Below are 16418 nucleotides of genomic sequence, written 5' to 3' on the forward strand. Positions count from 1 at the left end.
AAGAACCCCCCACGATACTGGTCGCCTATCGCCTGAACCGCCCCGTCACCCGGGCAGCAGCCGCCGCAGCAGCTCGCCGACCGCGGCCTCGGCCTCCTCGGCGCTCACGCCGTCCCCGCCGGCTCCCCTGGCGACCAGCAGCGCGATCTCGTTGACCGAGGCCAGCAGGACGTGGGCGAAGACGTCGACGTGGCCCGGCTGCAGCCCGCCCGCGTCGGCGGCCGCCTGAAGGGCGGCCTTGAGCAGCCCGAACGCGTGCCTCTCCTCGATCTCCCGCCACCGGTGCCAGCCCAGCACCGCCGGGGCGTCGACGAGCACGATCCGCCGTACGACGGGCTCCCCGGCCAGCCGCACCCAGGCGAGGCAGCCGGCGCGCAGGGCGGCCACGGGGTCGGCGATCCCCTCGGTGGCCGCGACCGTCCGCTCCGCGATGTCGCGCTCGACCGCCTCCAGGGCCGCCTCGAAGAGCGCGTCCTTGCCGGGGAAGTGGTGGTAGAGGGCCCCGCGGCTCACCCCCGACTCCTGGAGGACGGCCTCGATCGAGGTGTCCTCGTAGCCGCGCTCGGCGAGCAGGCGGGTGGCGACGGCCACGAGGTGCTCGCGGGTCGCCTGTCCCCGTTCCGCTCTCTTGTTCACGAGCACCAGTTATACCGGCCCCTGGCCAAACCGACCGATCGTCGGTATGTTCTAGACCGACAGTCGGTCTGTTACGAGAGGACGGCTCATGGAACTCAAGGAGTTCGCGGCCGCGCGCCGCACGGTCACGACGCGCTCGGGTCCGGTGGCCTACACCGAGTTCGGGGAGGGGCCCGCCGCGCTGTTCGTGCACGGCGCCGGCACGAACGGCGGCCTCTGGCGGCACGTCGTCGAGGCGGTGCGGGACGAGCGGCGCTGCCTGGCGGTCGACCTGCCGCTCCACGGCGGGACGCCGGCCCGGCCCGGCCAGGACCTCACGCTGGGCGGCCTCGCCCAGGTGGTGGAGGACTTCTGCGACGCGGCCGGGCTCGACCGGGTGGACCTGGTGGCCAACGACACCGGCGGGGGAGTGGCCCAGGTCCTTGTGGCCCGGCGGCCGGACCTGGCGCGGACGCTCACGCTCACCAACTGCGACACCCGTGACGACATCCCGCCGGCGGCGTTCGTCCCGACGATTGAGCTCGCGGCCGCGGGGGCGATCTCCGCCACGGCGTCCGCGCTGCTCGCCGACCTGGATCTGGTCCGGGCGAGCGGCCTCGGCGCCGGGTACGAGCACCCGGACAAGGTCGCCGACGAGACCTTCCGCGCCTACCTGGAACCCGTTCTCGGCACGCCGGAGGCCGCCCGGCAGTTCGAACGGCTGCTGCTGTCCCTGGGGCCCGCCGACCTGGTGGCCGCCGATCCCGCCCTGCGCCGGCTCACGACGCCGACGCTCGTGGTCTGGGGGACGGGCGACGTGTTCTTCGACGTGCGCTGGGCACATTGGCTGCGGGACACGATCCCCGGCGTGACGGAGGTGGTGGAGGTCGACGGCGCCAGGCTCTTCTTCCCCGAGGAGAGGCCGGACGATCTGGTCCCGCACCTGCGGCGGCACTGGGCGGCGCACGCGTGAACCAGGCGATCACGGAGAGATCGTGGTGGGCGATACTGGGATTGAACCAGTGACCTCTTCCGTGTCAGGGAAGCGCTCTCCCGCTGAGCTAATCGCCCTCCGGAAAACCAGAGGTGGAGACGGGATTTGAACCCGTGTACGCGGCTTTGCAGGCCGCTGCCTCGCCTCTCGGCCACTCCACCGAGCGAGGCCCAGGTAAAGACCTCTGAGAGCGGAAGACGGGATTCGAACCCGCGACCCTCACCTTGGCAAGGTGATGCTCTACCACTGAGCCACTTCCGCGTCCGCCTCACGGCGACGTGGCTACTGTATCGGGTTTTCGACCCCGGTGTGTACTCGAACCGTCTGGGAGGTGGCCTTCCGGAACGCGCGGTCGGCTCCCCGCTCGATCGCGGGCAGCATAAGGAAGATCTCCAGGATCCTGGTCAGCCGGTGGACCTCGTTGCGGTGGAAGGCCGGGCCCTCCGCCCGGGCCAGCACCAGCGACAGGGCCAGCGGGGGGAGCGGCGCCGCGATCAGGTGCAGGCCGGACGGCAGCGTGAACGCCGTCGGCCGGGCGGGCGTCTCGTCGGGGAACGGCACCTCGGCGGGCGCCCGCCAGCTCGAGTACACGGTCACGCGGGGGATCTTCTCGGTCCCCGCGGCGGCCCAGTCGGCGCTGAACAGCACCGGCATCGAGTCGATCAGCGTGGCCAGCGCCCGGTCGCCCGCGGTGGTGAGGAACTTGAGGATCTCCAGCTCGGGATAGGTGCCCGGGGCCTCCCGGGTGGCCCAGACGCCCTCGATCTCCACGCCGTCCACGCTCGTGAGCGCCTCCATGAGGTGCTCCCTCGGTGCGGCGTCCGGCCAGTACACCGTGAAGTCGTCGAGCGCCCGCCCGTCGCCGCGGTCGAGGACGGTGACCTGCGTGATGTCCGCTCCGGCGGAGCCGAGCGCGCGGGTCACCCGGCCGAGCGTCCCCGGCCGGTCCGGCAGGGCGATTCTGAGACGCAGCAGCATGTCGGCCTCCCCCGCCACTAGTCAGGCCAGATTAACCGGACAAAACCCCCAAGTCCATGATCTTGTACGGTTCACGCCGCGGGGCGGGGAAAATGAACAGGTGAAAATCGGCACGCACGAGGTCTGGCCCCCGGTGGTGCTCGCCCCCATGGCGGGCATCACGAACATCGGCTTCCGCCGGCTGTGCCGGGAGCAGGGCGGCGGCATGTTCGTGTCCGAGATGATCACGTCCCGGGCGCTCGTCGAGCGGGTGCCGCTGACGTTCCAGATGATCCGGTTCGGCGAGGGCGAGACGCCGCGGAGCATCCAGCTGTACGGCGTGGATCCCGTGGTCATCGGCAAGGCGGCCCGGATGGTCGCCGAGGAGGGTCTCGCCGACCACATCGACCTCAACTTCGGCTGCCCGGTGCCCAAGGTCACCCGGAGGGGCGGCGGGTCGGCCCTGCCGTACAAACGGAACCTCCTGCGCGCCATCCTGCGGGCGGCCGTCGTCAACGCGGGCGCGCTGCCGGTGACGATGAAGATGCGCAAGGGCATCGACGACGACCACCTCACCTACCTGGAGGCCGGCCGGATCGCGGCCGAGGAGGGCGTGGCCGCCGTCGCCCTGCACGCCCGGACCGCCCGCCAGCACTACGGCGGCGCCGCCGACTGGGACGCGATCCGGCGGCTGAAGGAGGCGGTCACCGAGATCCCCGTCCTCGGCAACGGCGACATCTGGAGCGCCGACGACGCCCTGCGCATGGTGGCCGAGACCGGCTGCGACGGCGTGGTCGTGGGGCGCGGCTGCCTCGGCAGGCCCTGGCTGTTCCGCGACCTCGATGCGGCCTTCCGGGGCTCCCCGGAACGGGCCCGCCCGGCGCTGGGGGAGGTCGGCGACATGATGCTGCGCCACGCCGAGCTGCTGTGCGAGGTCGTCGGGAGCGAGCGGCACGGGCTCGCCGACTTCCGCAAGCACGTCGGGTGGTACCTGAAGGGCTTCACCGTGGGCGCCGAGACCCGCCGGGCGCTGACGTCGGTCGTGACGCTCGCCGAGATGGCCGAGCGCCTCGGCGAGCTGGACCGCGAGCAGCCCTGGCCCGACGAGGCCGACGGCCCGCGCGGCAAGAGCGGAGAGCGGGACAAGGTGGCGCTGCCCCACGGCTGGCTGGACGACCCCGACGACACGACGGTCCCCGGCGCCGACGCCGAGGACGCCACCTCCGGCGGCTGACGCCCCACCGCCGGGACGACGCCGAGGACGCCACCTCCCGGTTCACTGCGCGGCGGCGCGGCCGCGGGCGGGACGGCGGGTGACGGCCGGGGGCGGCGCGGGGGCCGCGTACGGGGGCTACATGCGGGTGAGGCCGGTGACGTGCAGCACGGCCTGGCCCTCCTCGTCGGACGCGGCGAGGTCGACCTCGGCGCTGATCCCCCAGTCGTGGTCGCTGGCCGGGTCGTCGACGATCTGCCGCACCCGCCAGAGCTCCTTCTCCTCCTCGATGAGCAGCAGCGCCGGGCCGCGGGCGGCCGGGCCGGTGCCGATCTCGTCGTGCTCGGCGTAGTAGGCGTCGAGCGCGGCCCCCCAGTCCACGTCCGGGTAGAGCTCGACGAGCTCCTCCTCCTTGTCGAGGGCGGCCAACTCCACCATCCGGAACATCGCGTTGCGCACCAGCACCCGGAACGCCCGGGCGTTCGCGGTGACCGGCCGGGTGCGGGTCTCCAGCTCGTCGCGCGACTCGAGGGCCTCCGACGGGTTGGCCAGCTTCTCCCACTCGTCGATCAGGCTGGAGTCCACCTGGCGCACCAGCTCGCCCAGCCACTCGATGAGGTCGATGAGCTCGTCGGTCTTGAGGTGCTCGGGGACCGTCTTCGACAGCGTCCGGTAGGCGTCGGCCAGGTAGCGCAGCACGGTGCCCTCCGAGCGGGCCAGCTCGTAGAACTGGATGTACTCGGTGAAGGTCATCGCCCGCTCGTACATGTCCCGGACGATCGTCTTCGGGCTCACCGCGTGGTCGCCGACCCAGGGGTGGCCGCGCCGGTAGGTCTCGTACGCGCCGAAGAGCAGGTCGGCCAGCGGCATCGGGTGGGTGATCTCGGCGAGGCGCTCCATCCGCTCCTCGTACTCGATCCCGTCGGCCTTCATCTGCGCCACGGCCTCGGCGCGGGCCTTGTTCAGCTGCGCGTGCAGGATCTGCCGCGGGTCGTCGAGCGTCGACTCGACGATCGAGACCATGTCCAGCGCGTACGTCGGGGAGCCGGAGTCGAGCAGCTCGAACGCGGCGAGCGCGAACGTGGACAGGGCCTGGTTGAGCGCGAAGTCCTCCTGGAGGTCGACGGTGAGCCGGGCCCGGCGGCCGTGCTCGTCGGGCTCGCGCAGCGTCTCCACGATGCCGCCGGCGAGCAGCGAGCGGTAGATCGCGATGGCGTGGCTGATGTGCCGGCGCTGGGCCTTACGGTCCTCGTGGTTGTCGGTGAGCAGCCGCTTCATCGCCTGGAAGCAGTCGCCCGGCCGGTTGATCACTGACAGGAGCATGGCGTTGCTGACCTTGAAGCGCGAGGTCAGCGGCTCGGGCTCGGCCGTCTGGAGCTTCTCGAAGGTGTCCTCGCTCCAGCCGACGAACCCCTCCGGCGGCTTCTTGCGGGCGTACCCGCGCCGCCGCTTCGGGTCGTCGCCGATCTTGGCCAGGGCCCGCTCGTTCTCGATCACGTAGTCGGGCGCCTGGCACACGACATACCCCACCGTGTCGAACCCGGCGCGGCCGGCCCGCCCGGCGATCTGGTGGAACTCCCGGGCGCGCAGCCGCCGCACCTTGCTGCCGTCGAACTTCGACAGGGCGGTGAACAGCACGGTCCTGATCGGCACGTTGACGCCGACGCCCAGCGTGTCGGTGCCGCAGATGACCTTCAGCAGCCCGGCCTGGGCCAGCCGCTCGACCAGCCGGCGGTACTTCGGCAGCATGCCGGCATGGTGGACGCCGATGCCGTGCCGGACGAGCCGCGACAGCGCCCGGCCGAACCGCGTGGTGAACCGGAAGCCGCCGATGAGCTGCGCGATGGCCTCCTTCTCCGCCTTGGTGCACATGTTGATGCTCATCAGCGCCTGGGCCCGCTCCATCGCGGCGGCCTGGGTGAAGTGCACCACGTAGACCGGCGCCTGCTGGGTGGACAGCAGTTCCTCCAGCGTCTCGTGCAGCGGCGTGAGCCGGTAGGAGTAGATGAGCGGCACCGGCCGCTCCGCGTGCTTCACGACGCTCGTGGGCCGGCCGGTACGGCGGGTGAGGTCGGTCTGGAAGCGCTCGACGTCGCCGAGCGTGGCCGACATCAGCACGAACTGGGCCTGCGGCAGCTCCAGCAGCGGCACCTGCCACGCCCACCCGCGGTCGGGCTCGGCGTAGAAGTGGAACTCGTCCATGATGACCGTGCCCACGTCGGCGTCGGCGCCGTCCCGCAGCGCGATCTGCGCGAGGATCTCCGCGGTGCAGCAGATCACGGGCGCGTCGGCGTTCACCGTGGCGTCGCCGGTCATCATGCCGACGTTCTCGGTGCCGAACAGCGCGCACAGGTCGAAGAACTTCTCCGACACCAGGGCCTTGATGGGCGCGGTGTAGAAGCTGATCTCGTCGCGGGCGAGCGCGGCGAAGTGGGCCCCGGCGGCGACCAGGCTCTTGCCCGACCCCGTGGGGGTGGACACGATCACGTTGTTGCCGGAGACGACCTCGATGAGGGCCTCCTCCTGCGCGGGGTAGAGCGTGAGCCCCCGCTCGGCGTTCCACGACACGAACGCGTCGAACAGCGCGTCGGGTTCGGGGTCAGGGGGAAGGCGCCGTAGCAGGCTCATGCTTTCGCTCACCCTCCTTATCCTGCCCAAGCCGGCGCGGTGTTTCGACCCTCGCCCGCCGCGGGGAGCCGGGAGCGCGGCCCCGGGCATCGGCCACACGGCCTCGGGCAAGCCGTGGCCCAGGAGCGGCAAAAGGGTGTGTGGCGATGCGAGAAGTCGCAGGTCAAGCCCCCAAACTAGCGGTATGGGGGAGAAGGGGGCCAGGCTCGCGCCGTGGCGCCGCGGAGCGATCGTCGACGTGCTGCTGGCCCTTGCCGTCCTCGCGTTCACGATTCCGTTCACGCTGACCGGGCGGTCCTTCTCCCTCGTCTCGGCGCCGCAGTGGCTCCAGCTCGCCGCAGGGGCGGCCACCGCGGTGGCCATGCTGGGGCGCCGGTGGTCGGCCTGGCCGATGGTCGTCGGCGCCGTCGTCTGCGCGGTGCTGACCGGGCAGCTGGTGCCGCTCACGCTGGCCGCGTACTCGATGACCGCGGAGAGCAGGGTTCGCCACTGGCCGTGGGTGGTGGGCGCCATGACGCTCGCCTACATGGCGGTCGACTACGCCGAGCCGTCCACCGACCAGTTCGTTCATCTGGTCGCCGTGCGGGGGCTCACGCTCGTCTGCCTGCCCGCCCTCGTCGGGACGTGGGTGCGCGACTACCAGCGGATGATCGGCGAGCTGCGTGAGGGCGTCCGGGTGCGCGAGGAGCGCGCCGCGGCCCAGGAGCGCCGGCGCATCGCGGCCGAGCTGCACGACACCGTGACCCACGCCGTGACCGTGATGGTGCTGAACGCCGGCCTCATCCAGGACACCGAGGACCTCGGCGACATCCGCAAGCTGGCCAGGAGCATCGAGGACAAGGGCGTGCGAGCGCTGACCGAGCTGCGCGAGCTGCTCACCGCGCTGCGCCGCCGGGATTTGCCGCCCTCCGCGGAGGGCGTGGAGGGCATCCCCCAGCTCGTGGAGGAGAGCCGGGCCACCGGGCTGCGGGTGGCGCTCCATCTCGACGTCCCGGTGGAGGAGATGTCGCGGGAGGCGGGGCACGTCTGCTACCGGGTGGTCCAGGAGGGACTGAACAACGTCCGCAAGCACGCGCCGGGCGCGGACGTGCAGGTGGCCTGCGAGGCGCACGGCAACGCGGTGAACCTCTCGGTGGTCAACAGCGGGGGCGCCCGGCCGGCCCGCCGCGGCTTCGAGGCGCCGCGCGAGTCCGGGTACGGCCTGGCCGGCCTGCGGGAACGGCTGACCCTGATCGGGGGGCGGCTCTGCTACGGCCCCACCCCCGAGGGCGGCTTCTCGCTGACGGCCCGGGTGCCGTTCCACCCGCCCGACATCGAGTCGTGAGGCGGCCGCCGGCCGGGGGTGCGGGCGCCGCGGCTCCCGCGGCGCGCCCGGTCACAGGCCCAGGTCCTCGATCTCCTTGAGCAGGGCCGACTTCCCCTCCCCGGAGGCGGGGGCCGTGGGTGTCCCCGCCGCGGCCGCCCGCCGCTCCCGGAACAGGTAGCCGCCGAGGATGCCGCCCGCGAACCCGAACAGGTGGGCCTGCCACCCGATCCCCTCGGCCGGCAGCAGCCCCGCGAACTGGTAGGCGAAGCACAGCCCCATGACCAGGCCGATGACGATGTCGATCAGGTGCCGGTCGAAGGCCCCGCGGACCAGGACGTACCCGAAGTAGCCGAACACCAGCCCGCTCGCGCCCGCCCCGATCGCCCCGGAGTCGGCCGTGAACCAGGAGCCGAGCCCGCTCGCGACCGCGATCAGCGCGGTGACGCCGAGGAACTTGCGCACGCCCCGGTAGGCGGCCAGGAAGCCGAAGATGAACAGCGGCCCGGAGTTGCCCTCGATGTGCGCCCAGCTCCAGTGCAGCAGGGGGGCGGACACGATGCCGGGCAGCCGGGCGACGTCCCAGGCCCGGATGCCGTAGCTGTAGCTGAGGCCGTAGCCGTCCGCCCAGTTGACGACCTGGACCGCCCAGATCAGCGCCAGGAAGCCGACCATGACCCAGAACGCCTTCCGGGCCTCGGCGATCATGATCTCCGCGGTGCGGCCGTCGCTCACGGTACCTCCCCGTCCCCAGCCGATCACGCGGGAAAGATACCGCCGACGGCCGCCCGCGGACAGGCTGTCCGCGAAGACGGAACCCCGGCTCGGGGTCCGCTACGCGCGCTCGATGACGACGACGGGGATCTCCCGGTCCGTCTTCTTCTGGTACTCGTCGTACGCGGGCCAGGTGGCCGCCATGACCCGCCACATGTCCGGCTTCTCCTCGGGCGTCGCGGTGCGCGCCCGCGCCTTGAATCTGTCGCCCTTGATCTGGAACTCGACCTCGGGGTCGGCCTGCAGGTTCAGGTACCACAGCGGCGGGGTGTCGGCCCCGCCCTTGGAGGCGACCACCAGATAGTCGTCGCCGTACGGCTGGTAGACCAGCGGCGTGCTGTGCCTGTTCCCCGACTTCCTGCCGGTGGTCGTGAGGATCGCCACAATCGTGCCCTGCCAGTCGTGGCCTTCTTCGCCGTCGGTCTCGACGTAACGCTTCACATGTTCCTGTCCGAAAAGCATTCGGCTCACCTACCCTTCAGCAGGCCGACAACCGTCCGCGCCCTCGATCAATTCCTGGGCCACCTGGAACGCGGCGTCCATCCGCTGCTCCTCGGTCAGGTCGTCGTCGATGAGCACGAACCACACCGCGTGCAGCGTGAAGATGCCCATCGCGCGCCTGAGCCTGGTCGTGATCGGGTCGCCGGGCTCGCCGAGCACGTCGAGCAGCGCGGTCATGCGCTCGCGGATCATCTCCATCTTGTTGTGGCCGCGCAGCGCCGTCTGGTTGCGCTCCATGAACCGCATCACCTCGTGGTGGCGGCCGCGGTTCATGTCCTCGACGTACCGGCGGAGGATCTCGGCCCGCGTCCGCGGGCCCCTCGGCTGGCGGGCCGCCCACGCGATCAGCTCGTCGAGGGCCGCGATCCGGTCCTCGGTGAGGCTGACCACGATGTCCTCTTTAGTCCGGAAGTGGTAGTACAGCGCGGCCTTGGTCACCCCGAGCGCCTCGGCGATCTCCCTGAGCGAGGTCGCCTCGTAGCCCTGCTCCGTGAAGAGCCGGAGGGCGACCTCCTGAATGCGGCTCCTCGTGTCCGTGTGTGCACCCATGCCTGCTGATCCCTTATTAACTTGACGGCCGGCAAGTAAGGAGAATACCGTAATCGCGTTCACTAGCCGGTCGTCAAGTAAGCAAAGATTCTCTCTAGGGGGGCGTCACCATGACGGAGACCGCGGCCGCGCCGGGGCGGTCGAAGGAAGTAATGGCCGTCTTGCCCGGCCTCATGCTCGCGATCATGCTCGCCATGCTCGACAACATGATCGTGGGCACCGCCATGCCGCGCATCGTCGGCGAGCTGAACGGCCTCGAGTACTTCACCTGGGTGACCACGGCCTACATCCTGGGCACGACCGTGTCGACCCCGATCTGGGGCAAGCTCGGCGACCTGTACGGCCGTAAGAACATCTTCATGGGTTCCATCGTGCTCTTCCTCGTCGGCTCCGCCCTGTGCGGTATGGCCGGCTCGTCGATCTTCGGCGGCACGGGGGACGGCATGGTCGAGCTGATCGCGTTCCGCGCCCTCCAGGGCCTCGGCGCCGGCGGCCTCATGGTCAACGTGATGGCCATCATCGGCGACCTCGTCCCGCCCCGCGAGCGCGGGCAGTACCAGGGCATCATGGCCGCCATCATGTCCCTGGCGATGATCGCCGGCCCGCTGGTCGGCGGCTTCATCACCGACCACCTCAACTGGCGGTGGGCCTTCTACGTGAACCTGCCGCTCGGTGGCGTGGCGCTGGTCTGGCTGCTGCTCCGGCTCCACCTGCCGAAGTACCGCACCGAGCACCGCATCGACTGGCTCGGCGCCGGCGTGCTCACCGTGGGCATCACCGCGCTCGTGCTGATCACGTCGTGGGGCGGCCAGGCGCACGGGTACCCGTGGGGCTCCTGGCAGATCATCTCGCTGGCCGTCCTGGCCGTCGTGGCGATCGCCGTCTTCATCCCGATCGAGCGGCGGGCGGCGGAGCCGATCATGCCGCTGCACGTGTTCGGCAACCGCAACTTCACGCTGATCTCGCTGATCGGCTTCCTGCTCGGTTTCGCGATGTTCGGCGCGATCAGCTTCATCCCGCTGTTCCAGCAGCTGGTCCAGGGCGCGAGCGCGACCAACTCGGGCCTGCTCCTGCTGCCGATGATGGCCGCGGCGATGGTCGTGTCGCTGTTCGTCGGCCGTGCGATCACGAAGACCGGGACGTACCGGATCTACCCCGTCGTCGGCGGCGCGATCATGGCCGTCGGCATGCTGCTGCTGGGCCTGCAGGACGCCCACACCCCGTCGTGGCAGACCGGCCTGTTCATCGCGGTCCTCGGCCTCGGCATGGGCTTCCTGATGCAGACCACGATGCTGATCGCGCAGAACAGCGTCGAGCAGAAGGACCTCGGCGTCGCGAGCAGCGCCAGCACGTTCTTCCGGTCCATCGGCGGCTCGTTCGGCGTCTCGCTGTTCGGGGCGATCTTCAATAACCGCCTCGCCGACAACCTCGCCGAGAAGCTCGGCCCGCAGGCCGCGGGCGCCGTGAGCGCCGGCGGCGGCCGGATGGACCCGGCCACGCTCAGCCACCTGCCCCCGCAGATCAAGGTGCCCTTCCTGGACGCGCTCGCCGGGGCCATCGGCAACGTGTTCCTGTGGGCGATCGCGTTCGCCGTGCTGGTGCCGGTGCTGGCCGCGCTGATCAAGCACGTGCCGCTGCGCAGCGGCGCCCCCGGCGAGAGCCGGCAGGCCGAGCCGGCGGTCGCCGTCCTGGACTGACCTCCCTGCGGCCCGCCGGTACACGTGGGAGGGCCCGCCCGGTCGCCGTGACCGGGCGGGCCCTCCCCTTGTGCCGAGGGCCTGTACGGCTCACACCCCCGCGCGGGCGTGAGCCGTACAGGCGCCGGACCGGCCGGCGCACCCGAGGGGCGCCGCCGGGGACGCGGTCAGGCGGGCCTTTCGGAGCGGTCGCCCGACCAGTCGGTGTGGAAGACGCCCTCGCGGTCCACCCGGCGGTAGGTGTGGGCGCCGAAGAAGTCCCGCAGGCCCTGGACGAGCGCCGCCGGGAGGCGGTCCCTGCGGAGGGCGTCGTAGTAGGCGAGGGCCGAGGAGAAGCCGGGGGTGGGGACGCCGATCGTGGCGGCGGTCGCCACGACCTTCCGCCACGACTCCTGCGCCTCCTCCAGCGCCGACGCGAAGTGCGGGTCGACGAGTAGCGTGGGCAGCGCCGGGTCGGCGTCGTAGGCCGCCCGGATCCGGTCGAGGAACCGGGCCCTGATGATGCAGCCGCCGCGCCAGATCGTGGCCATCGCGCCGAGGTTGACGTTCCAGCCGTACTCGCGGCTGGCCGCCGCCATCTGGTCGAAGCCCTGGGCGTACGCCACGACCTTCGAGGCGTACAGCGCCCGGCGGACGTCCTCGACGAGGCCGGAGTCGCCCGCCGTCCCGGAGGGGCCGGTCAGCGTCCGGGCGGCCGCCCGCTGCTCGGGGTGGCCCGACAGCGCCCGGGCGAAGACCGCCTCGGCGATGCCGCTCACCGGGATCCCGAGGTCGAGCGCGGTCTGCACCGTCCAGCGGCCGGTGCCCTTCTGCTCGGCCTCGTCGACCACCACGTCGACGAACGGCTTGCCGGTCGCGGGGTCCACATGGCCCAGCACCTCGGCCGTGATCTCGATCAGGTACGACTCCAGGTCGCCCCTGTTCCACTCGCGGAACACGTCGGCGAGCTCCTTCGGGCTCAGCCCGAGGGCCTGCCTGAGCAGGTCGTAGGACTCCGCGATGAGCTGCATGTCGGAGTACTCGATGCCGTTGTGCACCATCTTCACGAAGTGGCCGGCGCCGTCGGGGCCGACGTGCACGCAGCAGGGGACGCCGTCGACCTTGGCGGCGATGTCCTCCAGCAGCGGGCCCAGCGTCTCGTACGCCTCGGCGGCGCCGCCCGGCATGATGCTCGGGCCGTTGAGCGCGCCCTCCTCCCCGCCCGAGATGCCGGTGCCGACGAAGTGGATGCCCCGCTCGCGCAGCGCCGCCTCCCGCCGCCGGGTGTCGGCGTAGTGGGCGTTGCCGCCGTCGATGATCATGTCGCCCGGCTCCATGACGGCCGCCAGCTCCTCGATCACGGCGTCGGTGGGGGCGCCCGCCTTGACCATGATGATCGCCTTGCGGGGGCGTTCGAGGCTGGCCACGAACTCCTCCACGGTGGACGACGGCACGAACGCGCCCTCGTCCTTGTGCTCCTCCATGAACCGGGTGGTACGGCTCTCGGTCCGGTTGTGCACCGCGACCACATGACCGTGGTGGGCGAAGTTGCGGGCGAGGTTGCGCCCCATCGTCGCCAGACCGGTCACACCGATGTCTGCCTTTTGCATGTCTCCAGTCATATACCGCTCGTGGAGTGCCGGGCGCGGCGACCGGCCGCCGCCGCACCCGGCGGCCGGCCGCGCCGCCCTCCGCTCGATATGGTCCGGGTCCGGCGCCGTCGCTCAGTAGCCGTAGCCGCCGGACGGCGCGTGGGAGTGCGACGGCCGGGGAGTGGCCGTCGCGGACGGGGTGGGCGACGCCGAGGCCGACGGAGCGCCGCCCGCGCCGGCCGGGCGGATCAGGCCGAGCAGGCCGTGCTGCGCCTTGCCGATGCCCGCCGAGAACCACAGGGCGTCGGCGCCCCCGTTCTGCTGCGTGCCCGGTTCGAGGTCCCACAGCCCCTCGACCGCCACCGCCCTGCCGTCCGACTTCCGCAGCGGGCCGAGGTAGCGGCCGTTCCGCGGGTTGTACGCGTTGATCCACCCGTCGCCGAAGTTGCCGACGAGCAGCGCGCCGCGGTAGGTCCCGAACCCGCTCGGCGCGATCGTCATCGCCCACGGCGCGTTCAGCGGGCCGCGGCTGGCGAAGCGCCGGACGAACCGGCCGCCGGGGGTGAACTGGCTCACGAACCCGTTGCCGCGTCCCGCCACGGCCTTGCCGGTCTCCGGGTCGCGCTTGGCGTACGCGACGAACACCGAGCCGCCCAGCACCTCCACGTTGAACGGCGAGTAGGACGAGGGGAGGAACCGGTCGCGGAACTGCCAGCGCGACAGCCGTACCCGGGCGAAGTCGTCGTCGAAGACGTGCACGCGGCCGTGCGAGAACGACGGCGCGAGCAGGAACGTGCCGCGGTTCGTCCTCATGATCGCCAGGCCCTTGTAGTCGGCGCCGCGGGTGAAGGCGCCGATGATCGCGTTGCCCGGGTCGGCCTTGGCGCTCCAGGCCGTGATGGCCCCGCTCGGGCTGGAGAAGATGAACGACGCCGGCGCGGTGCCCGCCTTCCCCTTGATCGTGAAGCCCTCGCCGCTGTAGGCGACCTGGCCCGTGGGGGTGCCGCCCGGGATCCACACCTGCGTGGGGGCCTTCTTCACCGTCCCCGCGCCGCCCGTGTAGACGGTGGCCGTCCCGGTCCCGGCGTCGGACACCCACAGCGTCGCCCCCATGGCGAGCCCCCACGGGTTGACCAGCTTCGGGTCGGTGACGGCGGCCTTGCCCGCGACGTCGGAGACCAGGTCCACCTCGGCGAACCGGGTGGGCGTGTGGGCGGTCCTGCCGGACGCGACGGACGCCGGCTGGGAGTGCGCGGGGGCCGCGCCGGCGAGCGCCAGCGCGAGCGGCGCGGCGCAGAGCGTGACGATACGTGCCCGCATGGGGCCTCCTGAGAGTGGTCAGAACTGTGTCGGCATGCCCTTACGTCCCGAGATACGCCGCTTCGGCGCGGGGGGTTCAGCCGTGGCTCAGCAATCCCGGAGGCGCGAGCACGGACGGACCTGACCTATCATGACGAAAACCCGTAAACCCAGCGGGTTTTGTATAGAGATGGCAGCCTGGTGGGCGAGGGCGCTTGGCGCACCCCCCGGTCCTCTGTTATCAGGGGGGAGCGCCCGAGGCCGGGCCGTCCACCGTCGTCTTGCAGCAACGGAGATCCTCGTGTTCGTACCGCAGCCGGAACGGTCAGTCGTCGCGGTCCCCCCACCCGGAGACGGGCCGGGCTTCTGGGCCGGCGCGCCCAGCGCCGTGAGCAGGGACGGATGGATCTACCTGGCCTACCGGCTGCGGCGGCCCATCGGCGCCGGCCGCGGCTACGCCGTCCAGGTGGCCAGGTCGGCGGACGGGGAGCGCTTCGAGCCCCTGCTGACCCTCACCAAGGAGGCGATGAAGACCGAGTCGCTGGAGCGGCCGACGCTCGTCGTCACCCCCGAGGGGAAGTGGCGGCTCTACCTCAGCTGCGCCACCTACGGCACCAAGCACTGGCGGGTCGAGGTGATCGAGGCCGACGACCCCGCGGACTTCGACCCGGCGAACGCGCGGGTCGTGCTGCCGGGCGACCTCAAGACCGGCGTGAAGGACCCCGTGATCGTCCACCACGGCGGCGTCTGGCACCTGTGGGCGTCCTGCCACCCGCTGGAGGACCCCGACGAGGCCGACCAGATGGTGACCGACTACGCGACCAGCCCCGACGGCCTGGAGTGGTCGTGGCACGGCACCGCCCTCGACCGGCGGCCCGGCGCCTGGGACTCCCGAGGGGTGCGCGTGAGCGCGGTCACGTTCAGCGGCGAGACCGTCATCGCCTACTACGACGGGCGCGCGTCGGCGGCCGAGAACTACGAGGAGCGCACGGGCGTGGCGATCGGCCCGGACCCGTCCACGCTGACGGCGACCGGAACCGAGCCCGCCGCCCAGTCGGCCCACGGCGGCGGGGGCCTGCGCTACTTGTCCGTCGTGCCGGTGCGGGGCGGCCACCGGCTCTACTACGAGCTGACCGGGCCCGGCGGCGCCCACGACCTGCGCACCGAGTTCCGCCCGGCCTGACCCGGGCGCTCTCCGGACCCGGCGGGGGCCTTGCCTCGCGCCGGGGGGTCGTCACGAGCCGCCGCGGGGGCGGCCGTTGCGCGCCTGCCGCTGGCCCACGGGACGGCTGCCCACCAGCCCGCCCGACCGCTCGCGCGGGCGCAGCCAGTCGCTGAAGTCCTCGTCCGTCACGTCCTGCAGCACCGCGATGTCGGCCGCGAAGTAGGCGAGCAGCTCCTGCCGCTGGGCCCAGGTCAGCGGCTGGCGGGGCCGGCCCCTGCTCTGCAGCAGCCGCTCCATCGGCGCCGTGAGCCGCTGGCCCAGCACCGGGTCGCCGAGCCGGACGAGCCGGGCCAGCAGCCGATGCCGGCGGCTCTGCGGGGGATGGGCCGTCACGTTCTCCCTGGGCACCTCCGTCACCAGCCCCTGCTCGACCCCCAGGAAGCCGCAGATCCGGTCCAGCGTCTCGGCCGGGCGGTCGACCAGGTCCCGGTAACGGAACAGCAGCACCTGCTCGCGCGGGAACAGCGAGAACAGGTGGCGCAGCTGCTCGCCGTACCGGCCGAGCCCGATGTAGTGCCAGAACGGCGACCAGCCGTCCGCGACCCGCTGCTTCTCGGCCGCGCACGCCTCGATGACGTCGCCGACGGGCTCAAGGCCGGCCGACCACAGGTGCGTCCAGTTGGAGTGCGCCCGCTCCACCGGATCCCGCAGCGAGACGACGAGCCGGGCACCGGGGACGGTCTCCCTGATCCGCCGCTGGGCGTCCGGGTCGTACAGGTAGAAGGGGGTCGACTCGCCCCGCAGCGTCCCCTCAGGGGCGTCGTCGAACAGCGCCTCGTAGTCGGAGCGCCGCCACACGTGCTCCCGGTAGGTCTCGGCGTCGCCCGGGCCGCCCTTCGCGGGCGGCGGCCCGTCGGTGAGGAAGAACTTCGGCTCCTTGACGGGCGACATGAACAGCCCGGGATGGCGGGCCAGGGCGGAGTGCAGCGCGGTCGTGCCGGCCTTGGGCACCCCGATGATCAGAAAGTCCGGCAGGGCCATGGGTCCTCCCACTATCCCGATTGCTTTAGTTGGTATGCACCTCCTGCGCAGGATCTCATCGGAGTGGGTCTACCACCAAGGCGACGACCTATCCCGCGCCGCCTTCTCATA

At 71.8% G+C, this 16418-nt stretch carries 14 protein-coding genes and 3 tRNA genes; 5 read left to right on the forward strand and 12 right to left on the reverse strand.

The genetic code is table 11. The features are described 5' to 3' along the window. Nucleotides 1–45 precede the first annotated feature (45 nt). Entirely contained in the window at nucleotides 46–636 is a 591-nt protein-coding gene (locus tag Mco01_RS07545; protein ID WP_204056174.1) for a TetR/AcrR family transcriptional regulator, read from the reverse strand. Between the two features lie 88 nt (nucleotides 637–724). On the opposite strand from Mco01_RS07545, the gene Mco01_RS07550 reads away from it, so the two are divergent. Continuing rightward, on the forward strand, nucleotides 725–1588 hold the full coding sequence (locus tag Mco01_RS07550; protein WP_204056175.1) for an alpha/beta fold hydrolase: 864 nt from the start codon (nucleotides 725–727) through the stop codon (nucleotides 1586–1588). Between the two features lie 23 nt (nucleotides 1589–1611). Here Mco01_RS07550 and Mco01_RS07555 read toward each other — a convergent pair. The 4 genes from Mco01_RS07555 to Mco01_RS07570 all read right to left on the reverse strand — a co-directional run bounded on the left by Mco01_RS07555 (nucleotide 1612) and on the right by Mco01_RS07570 (nucleotide 2587). Further along, a tRNA-Val gene (locus Mco01_RS07555) sits at nucleotides 1612–1686 on the reverse strand. Between the two features lie 13 nt (nucleotides 1687–1699). Continuing rightward, nucleotides 1700–1770, reverse strand: a tRNA-Cys gene (locus tag Mco01_RS07560). 28 nt (nucleotides 1771–1798) lie between these two features. Further along, nucleotides 1799–1870, reverse strand: a tRNA-Gly gene (locus Mco01_RS07565). Between the two features lie 21 nt (nucleotides 1871–1891). Continuing rightward, on the reverse strand, nucleotides 1892–2587 hold the full coding sequence (locus Mco01_RS07570) for an ACT domain-containing protein (RefSeq protein ID WP_204056176.1): 696 nt from the start codon (nucleotides 2585–2587) through the stop codon (nucleotides 1892–1894). Between the two features lie 100 nt (nucleotides 2588–2687). Between Mco01_RS07570 and dusB the strand changes: the two genes are divergently transcribed. Further along, nucleotides 2688–3800 carry a tRNA dihydrouridine synthase DusB gene (gene dusB / locus Mco01_RS07575; protein ID WP_239103419.1) on the forward strand — a complete coding sequence of 371 codons (1113 nt, stop codon included), beginning with the start codon at nucleotides 2688–2690 and terminating at the stop codon, nucleotides 3798–3800. A gap of 117 nt (nucleotides 3801–3917) precedes the next feature. Here dusB and Mco01_RS07580 read toward each other — a convergent pair whose 3' ends face one another. Then, nucleotides 3918–6407, reverse strand: a complete 2490-nt coding sequence (locus Mco01_RS07580) for a DEAD/DEAH box helicase (RefSeq protein WP_204056178.1) — start codon at nucleotides 6405–6407, stop codon at nucleotides 3918–3920. 184 nt (nucleotides 6408–6591) lie between these two features. On the opposite strand from Mco01_RS07580, the gene Mco01_RS07585 reads away from it, so the two are divergent. Beyond that, nucleotides 6592–7731, forward strand: coding sequence for a sensor histidine kinase (locus Mco01_RS07585; protein WP_204056179.1), 1140 nt, complete (start codon nucleotides 6592–6594; stop codon nucleotides 7729–7731). Nucleotides 7732–7782: 51 nt separating this feature from the next. Here Mco01_RS07585 and Mco01_RS07590 read toward each other — a convergent pair whose 3' ends face one another. From Mco01_RS07590 to Mco01_RS07600, 3 genes are all read right to left on the reverse strand, one after another. Then, a complete protein-coding gene (locus Mco01_RS07590; RefSeq protein WP_204056180.1) occupies nucleotides 7783–8445 on the reverse strand; it encodes a rhomboid family intramembrane serine protease in 663 nt (220 codons plus the stop codon). Between the two features lie 99 nt (nucleotides 8446–8544). Continuing rightward, nucleotides 8545–8946 (reverse strand): nitroreductase family deazaflavin-dependent oxidoreductase, encoded by a 402-nt coding sequence (locus Mco01_RS07595; RefSeq protein ID WP_204056181.1) that lies wholly within the window; start codon nucleotides 8944–8946, stop codon nucleotides 8545–8547. A 9-nt stretch (nucleotides 8947–8955) separates the two neighbouring features. After that, a complete protein-coding gene (locus Mco01_RS07600; protein WP_036329874.1) occupies nucleotides 8956–9534 on the reverse strand; it encodes a TetR/AcrR family transcriptional regulator in 579 nt (192 codons plus the stop codon). Between the two features lie 110 nt (nucleotides 9535–9644). On the opposite strand from Mco01_RS07600, the gene Mco01_RS07605 reads away from it, so the two are divergent. Beyond that, nucleotides 9645–11231, forward strand: coding sequence for an MDR family MFS transporter (locus Mco01_RS07605; RefSeq protein ID WP_204056182.1), 1587 nt, complete (start codon nucleotides 9645–9647; stop codon nucleotides 11229–11231). Between the two features lie 167 nt (nucleotides 11232–11398). Here Mco01_RS07605 and gnd read toward each other — a convergent pair whose 3' ends face one another. Together gnd and Mco01_RS07615 are read right to left on the reverse strand one after the other, a co-directional pair. After that, nucleotides 11399–12820, reverse strand: a complete 1422-nt coding sequence (gene gnd / locus Mco01_RS07610; RefSeq protein ID WP_204056183.1) for an NADP-dependent phosphogluconate dehydrogenase — start codon at nucleotides 12818–12820, stop codon at nucleotides 11399–11401. A 114-nt stretch (nucleotides 12821–12934) separates the two neighbouring features. Beyond that, nucleotides 12935–14122: a TIGR03118 family protein gene (locus Mco01_RS07615; protein ID WP_204056184.1), complete on the reverse strand. Its 1188-nt coding sequence runs from the start codon at nucleotides 14120–14122 to the stop codon at nucleotides 12935–12937. Nucleotides 14123–14402: 280 nt separating this feature from the next. Between Mco01_RS07615 and Mco01_RS07620 the strand changes: the two genes are divergently transcribed. Then, nucleotides 14403–15284, forward strand: coding sequence for a glycoside hydrolase family protein (locus Mco01_RS07620; protein WP_239103420.1), 882 nt, complete (start codon nucleotides 14403–14405; stop codon nucleotides 15282–15284). 51 nt (nucleotides 15285–15335) lie between these two features. On the opposite strand, the gene Mco01_RS07625 is transcribed toward Mco01_RS07620, so the two are convergent. Next, a complete protein-coding gene (locus Mco01_RS07625; RefSeq protein ID WP_204056185.1) occupies nucleotides 15336–16307 on the reverse strand; it encodes a sulfotransferase family protein in 972 nt (323 codons plus the stop codon). Nucleotides 16308–16418: the final 111 nt, after the last annotated feature.

Origin of the sequence: Microbispora corallina (assembly GCF_016863035.1) — a bacterium.
Taxonomy (GTDB): domain Bacteria; phylum Actinomycetota; class Actinomycetes; order Streptosporangiales; family Streptosporangiaceae; genus Microbispora; species Microbispora corallina.